This is a genomic window from Pseudoxanthobacter soli DSM 19599, from assembly GCF_900148505.1.
GTDB lineage: Bacteria > Pseudomonadota > Alphaproteobacteria > Rhizobiales > Segnochrobactraceae > Pseudoxanthobacter > Pseudoxanthobacter soli.
Window position 1 is genome coordinate 33,173 of sequence record NZ_FRXO01000003.1, and the last position, 14,232, is coordinate 47,404.

General features: G+C 68.6%; 13 protein-coding genes and 1 tRNA gene. 8 read left to right on the plus strand and 6 right to left on the minus strand.

The genetic code is table 11. The features are described from left to right. The first annotated feature begins 133 nt into the window (after positions 1-133). The 4 genes from BUF17_RS07795 (at position 134) to BUF17_RS07810 (ending at position 4,310) form a co-directional block, all read left to right on the plus strand. Complete coding sequence (locus tag BUF17_RS07795) at positions 134-1,135, plus strand: sulfate ABC transporter substrate-binding protein (RefSeq protein ID WP_084564269.1); 1,002 nt, start codon at positions 134-136, stop codon at positions 1,133-1,135. Positions 1,136-1,311: 176 nt separating this feature from the next. Beyond that, positions 1,312-2,160: a sulfate ABC transporter permease subunit CysT gene (cysT, locus tag BUF17_RS07800; RefSeq protein ID WP_073627362.1), complete on the plus strand. Its 849-nt coding sequence runs from the start codon at positions 1,312-1,314 to the stop codon at positions 2,158-2,160. A 73-nt stretch (positions 2,161-2,233) separates the two neighbouring features. Beyond that, positions 2,234-3,124, plus strand: a complete 891-nt coding sequence (gene cysW, locus BUF17_RS07805; RefSeq protein WP_073627364.1) for a sulfate ABC transporter permease subunit CysW — start codon at positions 2,234-2,236, stop codon at positions 3,122-3,124. 145 nt (positions 3,125-3,269) lie between these two features. Next, positions 3,270-4,310, plus strand: coding sequence for a sulfate/molybdate ABC transporter ATP-binding protein (locus BUF17_RS07810; RefSeq protein ID WP_073628179.1), 1,041 nt, complete (start codon positions 3,270-3,272; stop codon positions 4,308-4,310). A 143-nt stretch (positions 4,311-4,453) separates the two neighbouring features. Here the strand turns inward: BUF17_RS07810 and BUF17_RS23205 are convergent, their stop codons facing one another. Continuing rightward, the gene (locus tag BUF17_RS23205) at positions 4,454-4,789 is read right to left on the minus strand and encodes a DUF2794 domain-containing protein (protein WP_073628181.1); all 336 of its coding nucleotides are present in this window, start codon (positions 4,787-4,789) and stop codon (positions 4,454-4,456) included. 417 nt (positions 4,790-5,206) lie between these two features. On the opposite strand from BUF17_RS23205, the gene BUF17_RS07820 reads away from it, so the two are divergent. After that, positions 5,207-6,028, plus strand: coding sequence for a TrmH family RNA methyltransferase (locus tag BUF17_RS07820; RefSeq protein WP_073627366.1), 822 nt, complete (start codon positions 5,207-5,209; stop codon positions 6,026-6,028). 243 nt (positions 6,029-6,271) lie between these two features. On the opposite strand, the gene BUF17_RS23080 is transcribed toward BUF17_RS07820, so the two are convergent. Continuing rightward, complete coding sequence (locus tag BUF17_RS23080) at positions 6,272-6,946, minus strand: BA14K family protein (RefSeq protein WP_244530814.1); 675 nt, start codon at positions 6,944-6,946, stop codon at positions 6,272-6,274. A 575-nt stretch (positions 6,947-7,521) separates the two neighbouring features. On the opposite strand from BUF17_RS23080, the gene BUF17_RS07830 reads away from it, so the two are divergent. Continuing rightward, positions 7,522-7,596, plus strand: a tRNA-Thr gene (locus tag BUF17_RS07830). Positions 7,597-7,678: 82 nt separating this feature from the next. Here the strand turns inward: BUF17_RS07830 and BUF17_RS07835 are convergent. The 4 genes from BUF17_RS07835 to ybaK all read right to left on the minus strand — a co-directional run bounded on the left by BUF17_RS07835 (position 7,679) and on the right by ybaK (position 10,584). After that, positions 7,679-8,479, minus strand: coding sequence for a 3D domain-containing protein (locus BUF17_RS07835; RefSeq protein ID WP_073627370.1), 801 nt, complete (start codon positions 8,477-8,479; stop codon positions 7,679-7,681). A gap of 96 nt (positions 8,480-8,575) precedes the next feature. Further along, positions 8,576-8,926 carry an ArsC family reductase gene (locus BUF17_RS07840; RefSeq protein WP_073627372.1) on the minus strand — a complete coding sequence of 117 codons (351 nt, stop codon included), beginning with the start codon at positions 8,924-8,926 and terminating at the stop codon, positions 8,576-8,578. A gap of 509 nt (positions 8,927-9,435) precedes the next feature. Further along, complete coding sequence (locus BUF17_RS22525; protein ID WP_139282462.1) at positions 9,436-9,894, minus strand: hypothetical protein; 459 nt, start codon at positions 9,892-9,894, stop codon at positions 9,436-9,438. A 216-nt stretch (positions 9,895-10,110) separates the two neighbouring features. After that, positions 10,111-10,584 (minus strand): Cys-tRNA(Pro) deacylase, encoded by a 474-nt coding sequence (ybaK, locus tag BUF17_RS07850; protein WP_073627376.1) that lies wholly within the window; start codon positions 10,582-10,584, stop codon positions 10,111-10,113. A gap of 317 nt (positions 10,585-10,901) precedes the next feature. On the opposite strand from ybaK, the gene BUF17_RS07855 reads away from it, so the two are divergent. Both BUF17_RS07855 and BUF17_RS07860 read left to right on the plus strand, forming a co-directional pair. After that, complete coding sequence (locus BUF17_RS07855) at positions 10,902-11,576, plus strand: response regulator transcription factor (protein WP_073627378.1); 675 nt, start codon at positions 10,902-10,904, stop codon at positions 11,574-11,576. Next, positions 11,563-14,079 (plus strand): sensor histidine kinase, encoded by a 2,517-nt coding sequence (locus tag BUF17_RS07860; RefSeq protein WP_244530815.1) that lies wholly within the window; start codon positions 11,563-11,565, stop codon positions 14,077-14,079. The genes BUF17_RS07855 and BUF17_RS07860 overlap by 14 nt, the downstream gene beginning before the upstream one ends. The last annotated feature ends 153 nt before the right edge of the window (positions 14,080-14,232 follow it).

Genomic DNA, 14,232 nt, shown 5'->3' on the forward strand with positions numbered 1-14,232 from the left:
GGCTTTGTTGACAAAGTCCATCCAATAAATAGACATTGCAGGAAATTGAATTCCCGCAATCGCGTTTTCGGAGGGGCTCCCGATGAGGTCGACACCCAAAGCCAGACCCACCCGCCGCACCGTGCTCGGTGCCATGGCAGCGGCAGCCTTCGCCGCAGGCCTCGGCGGCACGGCCCTGCCGGCGATGGCGGACCAGACGCTGCTCAATGTCAGCTACGATCCGACCCGTGAACTCTACAAGGACTACGACGCGGTCTTCGCCAAGCACTGGAAGGAAACCGCAGGCGAGACCGTGACGATCCGCGCCTCCCATGGCGGATCCGGCGCACAGGCCCGCGCCGTGATCGACGGCCTTCAGGCCGACGTGGTGACCCTGGCGCTGGAAGCCGATATCGACGCCATCGCCAAGAGGACCGGCAAGATTCCGGCCGACTGGCGCAAGCGCCTGCCCAACAATTCCGCGCCCTACACATCTACCATCGTGTTCCTCGTCCGCAAGGGCAACCCGAAGAACATCAAGGACTGGGGCGACCTCGTCCGCGACGACGTCGAGGTGATCACGCCCAACCCGAAGACCTCGGGCGGCGCGCGCTGGAACTACCTCGCCGCGTGGGCCTGGGCCGACAAGCACTTCAACGGCGATCAGGCCAAGGTGCGCGATTACATCACGCAGCTGTTCCAGCATGTGCCGGTGCTCGATACCGGCGCCCGCGGCGCGACCACCACCTTCGCCCAGCGCGGCATCGGCGACGTGCTGCTCGCCTGGGAGAACGAGGCCTTCCTCTCCATCGAGGAACTCGGCCCCGACCAGTTCGAGATCATCGCGCCTTCGGTCTCGATCCTCGCCGAGCCCCCCGTGACGGTGGTGGACGGCAACGTCGACGCCAAGGGGACGCGCAAGACCGCGGAAGCCTATCTCGAATATCTCTATTCGCCCGAGGGTCAGAACATCGCGGCCAAGCACTACTACCGTCCCTACAAGACGGACGGCGTGGACCCCGCCTACCTGAAGCGCTTCGCCGACATTCCGCTCGTCAGCATCGATGATCCGCTGTTCGGCGGCTGGGCAAAGGCGCAGCCCGAGCACTTCGGCGACGGCGGCACCTTCGACCAGCTTTACAAGCCGAAGCAGTAACGCCAAACCATCGCCCGCCGGCATAGCGCCGTCGCTCCAGAGCGGCGGCGCGTTTCCGTGCAGGCCGCAGGGCGGACGGGGAATCGACTTCAAGGGACCGACGCCCCTATTCTGGCGGCAAGCCAAATCTCGCGGCAACCACTTCCAACACCGACGCATCAAGGGCGGCATTCGACATGGCTTTTGCCAAGGCGCTGAGGCGGCAGCCGAGCATCATCCCGGGTTTCGGGCCGGCCCTCGGCTTCACCCTCGCCTATCTCGCGCTGATCGTGCTGATCCCGCTCGCCGCGCTGGTGCTGCGGACGGCGGACCTCGGCCTTTCCGGCTTCCTCACGGTCGCGACCGAACCGCGCGTGATCGCCGCGCTGAAGGTGAGCTTCGGGTCGTCGCTGATCGCCGCCGCCATCAACGGCGTGTTCGGCCTGCTCGTCGCCTGGGTGCTGGTGCGCTACGATTTTCCCGGCCGGCGCCTGATCGACGCCGCCGTCGATCTGCCGTTCGCGCTGCCGACCGCCGTCGCCGGCATCGCGCTGACCGCGATCTACGCCCCGAACGGCATGATCGGCCGCTTCTTCGCCGAATGGGGCATCAAGATCGCCTACACGCCGCGCGGCATCGTGATCGCGCTGATCTTCATCGGCCTGCCGTTCGTGGTGCGCACGGTGCAGCCCGTTCTGGCGGAACTCGACCGCGAATACGAGGAAGCCGCCGCCACCCTGGGCGCCGGCCGCCTGCAGACCGTGACCCGCGTCGTGCTGCCCACGATCCTGCCCGCGCTTCTCACCGGCTTCGCGCTGGCCTTTGCGCGCGCGGTCGGCGAATACGGCTCGGTGATCTTCATCGCCGGCAACATCCCGTTCGTCTCGGAAATCGCGCCGCTCCTGATCGTGACCCGGCTCGAGGGCTTCGACTATGCCGGCGCGACGGCCATCGCCGCGGTGATGCTGATCATCTCGTTCCTGATGCTGTTCGCCATCAACCTGCTGCAGGCCTGGGCCCGCCGCCGCATGGGGCAGGCGGGATGAGGCACGCCGCTTCCCGCAGGACCGCCGCCGTCCTTTCCGCCGCCACCCGTACCGACGCCTCGGACCGACCCGCATGACCGACGCCGCCCTTTCCGCCGCACCCGCCGCCGCCCGTGCCCGCGCCCGCTCCGCCGTGACCGAGGCGCCCTGGGTGCGCGTCGCGCTCGTGCTCGCCGCGCTGGCGTTCCTGCTGCTGATCCTGGTGCTGCCGCTGGCGGTGGTGTTCTCGGAGGCGTTCTCCAAGGGTGCGGAAACCTATTTCGAGGCGCTGGCGGAGCCGGACGCGCTCGCCGCGATCCGGCTGACGCTGCTGGTGGCCGCGATATCGGTGCCGTGCAACATGGTGTTCGGCCTTGCCGCCGCCTGGGCCGTCGCCAAGTTCGAATTTCCCGGCAAGAGCCTGCTGACCACGCTGATCGACCTGCCGTTCTCGGTCTCGCCCGTCATCTCGGGCCTCGTCTACGTGCTGCTGTTCGGCGCGCAGAGCCTGCTCGGGCCGTGGCTGCGCGATCACGGCATCGAGATCATCTTCGCGGTGCCGGGCATCGTGCTCGCCACCATGTTCGTGACGCTGCCGTTCGTCGCGCGCGAGCTGATCCCGCTGATGCAGGAACAGGGCACGCTGGAGGAGGAGGCGGCACTGTCGCTCGGCGCCGGCCCCTGGGCGACGTTCTTCCGGGTGACGCTGCCGAACGTGAAATGGGGCCTGCTCTACGGCGTGCTGCTCTGCAACGCCCGCGCCATGGGCGAGTTCGGCGCGGTCTCGGTGGTCTCCGGCCACATCCGCGGCCTGACCAACACCATGCCGCTGCATGTCGAGATCCTCTACAACGAATATAATTTCGTCGGCGCCTTCGCCGTCGCCTCGCTGCTGGCTCTGCTCGCCCTCGTCACCCTCGTCGCCAAGACGCTGCTGGAGTGGCACTATTCGGACGGCATCGCCAATTCCACCCGCCGCCATTGACCTGAACCCGCGCCGAGGGCATTCGAGCATGGATCAGCGCGTCATTCACGATGCCAGCCTCGCCGACCGCGCCGCCGGGGCGAGCCGACATTCCGGGAGCGACCACCTCTTGCCGACCGAACCTTCCCCGATCCATGCCGTGCCGATCGACGTGCACGTCGAGAACGTCACCAAGTCGTTCGACACCACGCCCGCGCTGCACGGCATCGACCTCGACGTGCCGGGCGGCGAGCTCGTCGCGCTGCTCGGGCCGTCCGGTTCCGGCAAGACCACGCTGCTGCGCATCGTCGCCGGGCTGGAATTCCCGACCGGCGGCCGCGTCATGTTCGGCGGCGAGGACGCCTCGCACCTCAGCGTGCAGGAGCGCAATATCGGCTTCGTGTTCCAGCACTATGCGCTGTTCAAGCACATGACGGTGTTCGACAACGTCGCCTTCGGCCTGACGGTGCGGCCCGCCGCGACGCGGCCCTCCAAGAAGGACATCCGCGAGCGGGTGCTGAAGCTGATCGATCTCGTTCAGCTTTCCGGGCTGGAGAAGCGCTACCCGACCCAGCTTTCAGGCGGCCAGCGCCAGCGCGTGGCGCTCGCCCGAGCGCTCGCCATCGAGCCCCGGGTGCTGCTGCTCGACGAGCCGTTCGGCGCGCTCGACGCCAAGGTGCGCAAGGACCTGCGCCGCTGGCTGAAGGAAATCCACGCCCGCACCGGCCACACCACCCTGTTCGTGACCCACGACCAGGAGGAGGCGATGGAACTCGCCGACCGCATCGTGGTGATGCGCGCCGGCCGCATCGAGCAGGTCGGCACGCCCGACGACATCTACGACCGCCCGGCGACGCCGTTCGTGTTCGATTTCATCGGCGAATCCGTGCATCTCGAAGTCGAGATCCGCGGCGGCAGGGGCACCCTCGCCGGCCAGCCGCTCGATCTCGACCTGACGGGTGAGAAGGACGGACGCGCCGACGTGTTCGCCCGCCCGGTGGACGTCGAGATCGCCGCGCCCGGCCGTGGCATCGCGGCCCGCGTCATCGCCGTCCGGCGCACGGCCGGCCATCGGCTGGTGGAGGCCGAAGTCGGTGCCGGGCACCAGCGCGTCGAGTTCGCCGTGCCGGCGAGCGTCGAGGTGACGGCCGGCGCCGATGTCGGGCTGGTGCTGAACGCCTTCCGCGTCTATCCCGCCGCAGCCTGAGCCCGGGCGGGATCAGCCGCCGAGCTAGAGCGCTTTCCGATCTGATGGAATCATCAGATCGACAAGAAATCGCTCCAGATTCAAAAGCTTGAGCACATCCTTATCGTTCAGATCGGTTCAATCTGAACGGGATATGCTCTAAATCAGCCGCCGACGAGGTGCAGCGTGCGCTTCGGTTCGAGCACGCTCAGCACGCGGGCGAGGTCCTGGCCGCGCTTCAGGATCATGCCGCCCGGCGCCATCACCGAATAGGCGCCCTGCTTGCGGGCGAGCTTCGGATTCTTGACGATGCGATAGAGCGGCATCTCGCTGGTGCGGCGGAAGATCGAGAACACCGCCTCGTCGGCGCGGAAGTCGATGGCGTAGTCGCGCCACTCCCCGGCCGCCACCATCCGCCCGTAGATGCGCAGGATGGCATCGAGTTCGCGGCGGTCGAAGGCGATCACGGTCCGGGCGTTCGCCGCCGTCTCCGCCTGCAAGGGCGGCTGGCCGGCAGCGCCGGCGTGAGGCTGGGCGATCTGGGCCTGAGTGACGGGGCTCTGCGCGGTCTGACTCTGGGCGATCTGACTCTGGGCTATCTTGGGCACCCGCGCGGTGCGCGACCCGGCGCCCGTCCGGCCTGCCGCGACGCCGGACGGATCGGCGTCATCCCCGGTTCCCGGTGCTTCGCTCAAGAGCGCCTCCCGTTGTCGTGCGATTGTCATGATCGGGCGTCGGCGGGCCGGACGCAAGCCTTCGATGCGGGCTTCGCCCCCGCGGGGCACGCATGCCGGCTTCGATGCCGCCGCATTGCCCCGCCGCCGCCGCCGTGCCAATAAGCCCGTCAGCCCCCTTTGAGACGCGGTTCCACCGCCCCGCGTTCCACCACCCCGAGTTCCACGACCCCGAGTGCGCCGATGACCGCCGACACGCCGAGAAGACCGGACCGCAAGCCGGACGACCGCAGGACCGAGCGCCGCCCGCCGCGGCGCACGTCGTCGACGCGCAGCCACTGGAGCCCGGGCGAGAACCGCATCGTGATCTATGGCGTGCACGCGGTCGCGGCCGCGCTCGCCAACCCGGCCCGCATCAAGCACCGGCTGGTCGCGACCCACAACGCACTGGCGCGGCTTTCCGAGGCCGGCATCGACCTGCCCGTCGCCCCGGAGGTCGCGGACCCGAAGGTGGTGGCCGAGATGGTGCCGGCCGACGCGGTCCACCAGGGCATCGCCCTCGTCACCGAGCCTCTGGCCCCGGCCGAGGTGGGCGACCTCGGCACGGCGCGGCTGGTGCTGGCGCTCGACCAGGTGACGGACCCGCACAATGTCGGTGCCATCATGCGCTCGGCCGTGGCGCTCGGCGCCTCCGCGCTGTTCACCACGAGCCGCCATTCCCCGCAGGAAAGCGGCGTGCTGGCCAAGGCGGCCTCGGGCGCCGTCGACCTTCTGCCCCACGCCTCGGTGCCGAACCTGCCGCGCACGCTGCGCGACCTGAAGGACGAGGGCTTCACCATCATCGGCCTCGACAGCGAGGCCGAGCACGACCTCGAATCCGTGCCGGTCGGCGACAAGGTGGCGCTGGTGCTGGGGTCGGAAGGCAAGGGCCTGCGCGGCGCCGTCAAGACGGCGACCGACGCGGTGGCCCGGCTGGAGGCGCCCGGCCCGTTCGCCTCGCTCAACGTCTCCAACGCCGCGGCGATCGCGCTTTACGTGATGCGCCGCCGGCTCGCGGGCGGCTGAGACGCGCGGACCGGCGCGGCGACAGACACAAGCAGCCCGCTCGACCGGCCCCGGCGATGCGGCGAACGGACGAGGCTCGCCGTTCTCCCGCCCGCGCGCCCCGTTCGGAGCGGGCCGGCCATTCAACGCCGATGCCACGGTTATGGTGCGACGGGCAAGGCGCGATGATCGGCGCCCTGCCCGCGCTCTTGCGTGTCCCGTTGGGAGGCGGGCGAGGCCCGCGCGTGCGCCGGGCCCCGGCGATCAGCGGCAGAAAAGCTGCTGCCCCGAATAGCTGGTGAAGGTTCCGGTGTTCGGGTTGAAGCTGCGATAGCGCGCGGAACAGTAGCTGTACCAGGCCGGCGTCCACGGCTGCGGCGCGGCGTAGGCCGGCGGCGCGACCACCACGGGCGGCGGGGCCGGGGCCACGACGATCGGCGGCACCGCGACGCCGACGCCCCATCCGAACCCGGGGCCGCCCCAGCCGGGGCCCGCCCAGCCCGGCCCCCGCCAACCCCAGCCGGGGCCGCGCCAACCCGGGCCGCGCCAGCCAGGACCACCCCAGCCAGGACCACCCCAACCGGGGCCACGCCAGCCAGGCCCGCCCCAACCGGGGCCTCGCCAGCCGGGACCGCCGCGCCAGCCGGGCCCCGGGCCGGGGCCGCGCCAGCCGGGTCCCCACTGCACGGGAACGGCCGCGGCACGATCCGAAAGCCCAGAGGCGGTCGCTCCGGCGGACCCGGACGGCGGGACGGCAGCGCCGGAAAGCGCCGCTGCGACCGCGGGACCGGCCGGGATCGCCGCTTCGGCGGGACCGGTGGCGACCGCGGCGCCGAGGGCCGCGCAGAGCGCGGCGGCGAGCGCCCCGCGCCGGAGGACGTTCGGATGCGGGCTGCCTCTCCGCAGGACACCCCGCCGCATCATCATGGCGACTGTCATCGTTCCATCCTCGCGAACGCATCCGGGCGGCTTGCTCCGGGCGGCTTGCATCGGGGTTTGCCCGACGCGCCTTCGGCCGCGCGGATGCATCCGGCGGACGGCAGGCGCTGCGGTTCAATCGGTTTCGTCACGTCGCCGCCCGGGTCGTTGCGATCCGGACGGGCGATCCCGGCGCACGGGCGCTAGGATCGGGGCCGATGGTGGCCCTGACGAAATGAACCGCGCCTGAACGCTCCGGTTCCGTCCGCCTGCGTTCGCTGGCGCACCCGCGAGAGAGGCGCCGTGTCCGCCGGGAGAGACGCCGCGTCGCGCGTTGCAGCCTCTGGCGAACGATGCGAGGGGATGGCGGCGTTGCGCCGGGATCGGTGCACCGGAAGGACCGGGCGCGTTCTTCGCGGGCCTCAGCACTTCGTGCGCGCCGATAAGCCCGGTCGGCGAGCCGCCGGCCCGCGCGCTTCAACAGGTCGTGGAAACCACGCGGCGCGACGCCTTGGCGGATGCAAGCCCGCGCGAGACATGATAACCAACCCGGAAACAGGCACCGGAATCCGCGCCCGCGGATCCGGCACCGAAGGGCCGGTTTAGCTCAGCGGTAGAGCAGCGGTTTTGTAAACCGAAGGTCGGGGGTTCAATCCCCTCAACCGGCACCATTTTTCTTGGTCGAGAGTGATTGGCGTGCCGGCTTGCGGACGAAAGCCGTCTATTCTGCCGCGCCTGTCGTCTGCCTGAAAATCACTTCCACCCGTTCTCGACGAAAGCATCGACTTCGGCCCGAAGGTCGACGGCCAATTTGTCGTCACGAGGGATGACCCGGAACGGCGTCCCCGACGGGACATTGAAAGAAGCCGTACCAGGATCGCGGCAGACGTGTCTGCTGCCGTCATATCGCGCACAATCTCCGGTGAAGATGTCAAAGCGTCCGGGACCGCGGATTTTGGAACCGACGTCTCCGACAACGAAGCAGCCATCCACCGGCTGGCCGTTCTGGGGGCAGAGCTTTCCGCGGAACGCGGGAATGTAGATGACAGTCCCAGTCTTGTACTCAGCCGGATCGGCCGCAACCGTCACACATGGAAAGAGCGCGTTTGTCGCGTTGAACGCATTCTTTCCGCTGCCTTGGCCGAAGACGGTCGGAATTTGCGTAAGATCGTAAACACGGCCCGACGGACCACCGGCGTTGTACAATTTATTGCCGACGATGCAGCTACCCTCCATCTTCAGGCAGTTGTCGCGATCCTCAGGTCGCAGACCACCATCCGGTCCTGCAGGAAACACCGGGGTAAAATATTGCGTGGTTCTGGTGGTGCGCTCTTCGCCAAAACTCTCCGCATGCTGCGCGATCCGCTTACAGGCGGGCGCTTCGAAGCGCGGCAGGTCCCGTTTTTCCGGCGCGATACTGGCGATGGGTGTTGGCGCCTGAGGCTTCTCGACTGGCTTCTCGGGCGCACAGGCCGTCAAACCCATCACCGTCATCACAGCCGCCATACCGCGCATGATGCCCCTCCTCAGGATGGCTTTCGGATCGTTCGCCATCGAGAATAGCAACTTTTGCGTGCAAAATGCAAGCGCGCGGCGGAAAAGCTGTCATCCGGCAGGCCTCCACGATGCGCTGCTCTCAACGGCGCCCCCTCACCCCAACTCCTTCTCGTACTCCGCCGGCTTGAAGCCGACGAGGAGGGTGGGGCCGGATTCGAGGACGGGGCGTTTGATCATCGAGGGGTGGGCGAGCATCAGGGCGATGGCCTTGTCTTCGGTGAGGTCGGCGCGGTCGGCGTCCGGCAGCTTGCGGAAGGTGGTGCCGGCCTTGTTGAGGAGGGTCTCCCAGCCGACCGCCCTCGCCCAGTTCGCAAGCCTGTCGCGGTCGATGCCGGCGGCCTTGTAGTCGTGGAAGGCATAAGCGATGCCGTGGCCGTCGAGCCAGGCGCGGGCCTTCTTCATGGTGTCGCAGTTCTTGATGCCGTAGATCGTGATCGCGGTCATGTTCGCTCCGGGCGGCTGGTAAATTCAACGCCGCGTCTGCGTTCCAGTGACTTGAGCAGCTGGCGCGAAGGATATCTGTCTTGACTGACGGCCTGATCAGACCCGAATAGCCAGACTTTCCGCCCGCATCCGTCTTTGACAACGCACTGTCAATCCTATATAAAATAATGCCTACGCCATCCAGTTGGTAGCTGGTGGCGTAGGCGACGGTCTTTATATTCCCCACCCTTTTGGAAGGGGGATTGAGTTCCGTGGAGACAGGCACTTCTGAGGTGGTAGAGTTCAGAGAGTTGCCTCAAGTTATAATACTTCGATTCCTCGGAGGGCTTTCACCTTAAGGGTAGGTGATTAAGTCGGGCGTCCCCGGCTTAATCGTGCACCCCTCGCGGGCGCTGCCGACTACATCGGCCTAGGTCCGAGTGCAGCCGGGAGGTATAGTGGTGGAGGGTCCATAAATCCTCATTTCCCCCAGTGACTACACCACCGGGTGTGCTGCTCAGCTGCAGAAGTCAACTGAACACCCCCTCGTCCGGGGCATCAGCGCTTACCGGCGAAACTTCGTTTTCGCCGGGTTCAATGGCCTCCTTCGGATTGCCGTCCGGGGAGGCTTCTTCTTTTTGAGCCAAGGACCACATACGCCCATCAAGGAGAACTTGACCGCTGTCTTTCAAGCGCGACAGTGTCGTTGATATCGTGTTCGCCGTGGTATCCTGACGGTCTCGGACAAGCTCCAGAACGCCCTTGCTTTCAAGAGGTCCATGCAGGCCGAGAACCTCGACGATCAATTCGCCTATGGTTCGGCTTCTTTGGCCACGCGCAGGCGTCTCATCGTCGTCATCACCACCCAGCCGCTCAATTACGCGTTCTGCAACGCGGAGCTCATCAAGCTCCGCCTGCATTTGCAGTATCAACGCTTCCAGCTCGGCAATGCGGGAGCGTATCCTTACCGCATAAGATGGTCGGGCCACGGCTACCACTCCTAGAATCATAGACTGCTTCCACGCCTATAATGGGCGGAATGCCGTACATGTCAACGATAAATTTTGATCGCGCAATGTGTATGAGCACGAGACTGCGGTCACCAAGACAGCTGTTACGTTGCTACCGAAATCCACAGGCAACAACCGTCCCCAATGCGTGCGCCAGAGCGGCGGCCGGCTTACCCCCCTGCGGCCGGCGCGCGATCAGGCCACCAGCGGGGCGGTGACGGCGGCGGCCGCCTTCACGGCGTCGCCGGGGGCGAGTTGCACCATCAGGCCGCGCTGGCCGCCATTGATGATGACATAGGCCTCGCCCAGCGCCGCGGCCTCGATGGCGGTCGGCACCTTGCGCTTCTGGCCGAACGGGCTGATGCCGCCGACGCGGAAGCCGGTCAGGCGCTCGGCCGCGGCCGGCTTCATCATCTGCGCCGCCTTGCCGCCGAACGCCGCCGCCACCCGCTTCATGCTGAGTTCGCAATCGGACGGGATCACCGTGCAGGCGGGCTTGCCGTCGACCTCCACCATCAGCGTCTTCAGCACCCGGTGCGGCGGCTCGCCGATGGCCTCGGCGGCCTGCAGGCCGATGCGGTCCGCGCCCGGATCGTAATCGTAATGGTGGACGGAGAACGCCACGCCCGCCCGCGTCAGGGCCAGCGTCGCCTGGGTGCTGCTCGACATGCCTGCTCCATCGCCTCGAAGAGCGCTTTCTGGCCGGATCGGTTCGACCTCGTCGCAACAGGCTCTAAGGGAATAGGCCTGCTTGCGGCAAGGCCGTCCTCGCCGCGGCACGATGGCGCCGACAGAGGGGGCGGCGGGAAGGGCGCGGCCGGGAAATGCCGGAAAGCCGGACACGCCCGGAGCGTCGCGCGCGGGCCGCGGCACGGCGGGATTGCAACCGGCGCTTGACGCAGGCCCCTCCGAGGGGAAACAAACAGGCAGGGATTACCGGCCGCGAGAGCCGGAGCCATGGGGACGGAACCGGCGGGGCAACGCCTTTGCGCATTCTCATCGTCGAAGATGCCGAGGATCTTGGTGACGCTGTGGTGACGCGGTTGAGAGCGAGCGGCCACAGCGTGGAGTGGCTGCGCGACGGCGAGGCCGTGCTGGACTGGGCGCGCGACGGGGCGTTCGACGCCATCGTGCTCGACGTGATGCTGCCGGGCCGGGACGGCTTTTCCGTGCTGCGCGACCTGCGCGGCGCGGGGCTCGACACGCCGGTTCTGGTCGCCACCGCCCGCGCCGAGGTGAACGACAAGGTGGGCCTGCTCGATCTCGGCGCGGACGACTACATCGTCAAGCCGTTCGACCTGCGCGAGATGGAGGCGCGGCTCAGGGCCGTCTCCCGCCGCCCCACGGCGATGACGGCGAGCGCGATGCAGGTCGGCGATCTCGTCATCGACCTCGCCGCCCGCAGCGTCATGGTCGCCGGCCGGCCGGTGGAGTGCGGCCGGCGGGAGTTCAGCCTGCTCGAAATTCTCATCGGCCGGCTCGGGCAGGTGGTGCCCAAGGACCGGCTGATGACGCAGCTGTTCGCGTTCGACGACGATGTGTCGATCAATGCCGTCGAGCTTCTGGTCTCGCGCCTGCGGCGCAAGCTCGAAGGCTCGCGTGTCGACATCGTCACGGTGCGCGGCACCGGCTACATGGCGCGGGCCAGTGACCGCCCCTGACGGATTGTCCGGCCCGGTGCCGGTGCGGGCGACCTCGATCCGCCGCCGCGTGCTCGGCCTCGCGCTGGTGGTGCTGGCGCTGGCGGCGGGCGCCGTGGCGCTGTTCCTGCGCGATTATGCCGGGCGCGCGGCCGACGAGGCCTTCGACCGGCTGCTGGCGGCCTCGGCGCTTTCCATCGCCGGCGCGGTGCAGGTGGAAGGCGGCCGCGTGGTGGTGGAACTGCCGATCGCCTCGCTCGCCATGCTCGGTTCCGACGGCGACCGGGTGTTCTATGTCGTCGAGCAGCCGAACGGCGCCTTCGTCACGGGCTACGACGATCTCGGCGCCGGCCTGCCGCCGGCTTCCGACGACGAGCCGGTGTTCGCCGACCGCAGCTATCGCGGCGAGCCGGTCAGGATCGCCACCATCGGCCGGCTGACCTCCGCCAGCGAGGCGGCGGGCTGGGTGACGATCCGCGTCGGCGAGACGCGGCTCGCCCGCAGCCGGCTCGCCGCCGAGATCTTCAACACCGCCGTGCTGCCGCTGGTCGGGCTGCTGGCGCTCTCGCTCGCGCTCGTCTGGCTCGGGGTTCAGCGCGCGTTCGCGCCGCTCGCCGATCTCGAGGCGGAGCTGCGGCGGCGGCCGTCGGAGGATCTCTCGCCGGTCTCCGTGCCGGTGCCGGTGGAGGTCGGCCATCTGGTGGAGGCGCTGAACGGCTTCATGCAGCGGCTCGACAGCATCATGCGCACGCTGAGCAGCGTTGTGGCCGATGCCGCCCACCAGGTGCGCACGCCGCTCGCCTCGTTGCGGGCGCAGGCCGAGGTGGCGCTCGACGAACGCGATTTCGACCGGCTCAGGGAGCGGGTGGTGAAGATCCACAACAACGCGGTGGTCGCCAGCGATTTGATCAACCAGCTCTTGATGGAAGCGATCGTGGCCCACCGCATCGAGACCCGCGAGGTGGCGCCGCTCGCGATCGGAACCGTGATCGACGACGTACTGCAGCGCCTCGACGCCAAGGCGGCGGCGCGCGTCGGGGTGACGATCGCAGACGGGGCGCGGGATCTTGTGGTGATGGGCGACCGGCTGGCGCTGCGGGAGATGCTGGGCAACCTCGTCGACAATGCCCTCGACTATACCGGCGGCCCCGTGAGCATCACGGCCGATGCGACACCCGCCGGCATCCGCCTCGCCGTGTCCGACCGCGGCCCCGGCATCGCCGACGACGAGAAGGCGGCGGTGCTGGAACGCTTCCGGCGCGGGCGCAGCGGCGGCGCCCGACCCGGCAGCGGACTGGGGCTTTCCATCGTCCGCACCGTGGTGGAGGCCCATGGCGGCCGCATCGCCCTCCTCGACCGCGACGGCGGCGGGCTTGTGGCGCGCATCGACCTGAAGGCCGAGGCGCCTGCCCGCTTGGGCAGCCCGAAAGGCGGGCGCGGCGGACGGATGCTGGCGGCGATGGCGGCGGTCGCCGTTTTCGGGCTCGTCGCCTCCGGCGGACGGTCCGACGCGGGTGAGACCAGCCGCTATCCGGCGCCGCATCCCCCCGACGAGCACGGGCCGGTGCTGATGATCGCGGGCGCCACCAGCACGCCGCTGTTCGCGGCCTTCATCCACGATTTCCAGATCGTGCGCCCGGACGTCGCGGTGCTCTATGACGAGATCGAGACGCTGCCGCTCTACGAGGCGGTGGTGGCGGGAACCGTGCCGGAGGGAACGGACCTGATCATTTCCTCGGCGAGCGACCTGCAGGTGAAGCTTGCCAACGACGGCTTCGCGCGCGCCTACGAATCACCGCAGACCGAAGCGCTGCCGGCCTGGGCGCGCTGGCGCGATGAGGTGTTCGGCTTCACCTTCGAGCCGGCGGTGATCCTCTACAACCGCGCGCTGGTGCCCGAGGCGGACCGGCCGCGCTCGCATCTCGGCCTGATCCGGCTTCTGGAGAGCGACCCGGACCGGTTTCGCGGCCGGGTCGGCACCTACGACATCGCGGCGAGCGGCGTCGGCCAGATGCTGGCGGCGCAGGACGCGGTGATCTCGTCGAACTTCTGGCGTCTCGCCCATGCCCTCGGGCAGGTCGACGTCAGGCTCAGCGGATCGAGCCCGGAGCTGATCGACCTCGTCTCCGACGGCGGGCTCGCCCTCGCCTACAACGTGCTCGGCTCCTATGCCTTCGCCCGGCAGGCGGACGATCCCCGGTTCGGCATCGTGATCCCCGACGACTATGCCCTGGTGCTGACCCGCACGGCGCTGATCCCGCGTACCGCCAACGACCCGCGGCTCGCCGAGGCCTTCCTCGACTATCTGCTGTCGCCGCGCGGGCAGGCGATCGCGGCCGGAACAACCGCGCTCGGCGCCGTCGTGCCCGGCAGCCACGGCCAGTGGACGGCGGAGCGGATCGCCGAGGAGGCGAGCGGCATCATCCAGCCGGTCGCGCTCGGGCCGGCGCTGCTCGTCGGCCTCGACCAGGAACGCAAGGGACGGCTCTACGAGGCGTGGGGCAAGCTGGTCGCCGGGCCCTGACGCGCCCTGAACTCCGGCAGCCGGCCGCTGCACCGGACGCCGCCTTGGCGATGACAGGTCGCCGACAGAAAGCCTCGCTATCCTCAGCTGTAACGGGCGGAGAACACGCCCGGACGACACCGGGAGGATGAGGCCCTGCCCCCTGGAGCAAGC

What these genes read in the sequence shown, in the direction of transcription:
- BUF17_RS07795 (WP_084564269.1), top strand. Translation starts at nt 134, where the DNA reads ATGGCAGCGGCAGCCTTCGCCGCAGGCCTCGGCGGCACGGCCCTGCCG.
- cysT (WP_073627362.1), top strand. Translation starts at nt 1,312, where the DNA reads ATGGCTTTTGCCAAGGCGCTGAGGCGGCAGCCGAGCATCATCCCGGGT.
- cysW (WP_073627364.1), top strand. Translation starts at nt 2,234, where the DNA reads ATGACCGACGCCGCCCTTTCCGCCGCACCCGCCGCCGCCCGTGCCCGC.
- BUF17_RS07820 (WP_073627366.1), top strand. Translation starts at nt 5,207, where the DNA reads ATGACCGCCGACACGCCGAGAAGACCGGACCGCAAGCCGGACGACCGC.
- BUF17_RS23080 (WP_244530814.1), bottom strand. Translation starts at nt 6,946, where the DNA reads ATGACAGTCGCCATGATGATGCGGCGGGGTGTCCTGCGGAGAGGCAGC.
- BUF17_RS07835 (WP_073627370.1), bottom strand. Translation starts at nt 8,479, where the DNA reads ATGGCGAACGATCCGAAAGCCATCCTGAGGAGGGGCATCATGCGCGGT.
- BUF17_RS07840 (WP_073627372.1), bottom strand. Translation starts at nt 8,926, where the DNA reads ATGACCGCGATCACGATCTACGGCATCAAGAACTGCGACACCATGAAG.
- ybaK (WP_073627376.1), bottom strand. Translation starts at nt 10,584, where the DNA reads ATGTCGAGCAGCACCCAGGCGACGCTGGCCCTGACGCGGGCGGGCGTG.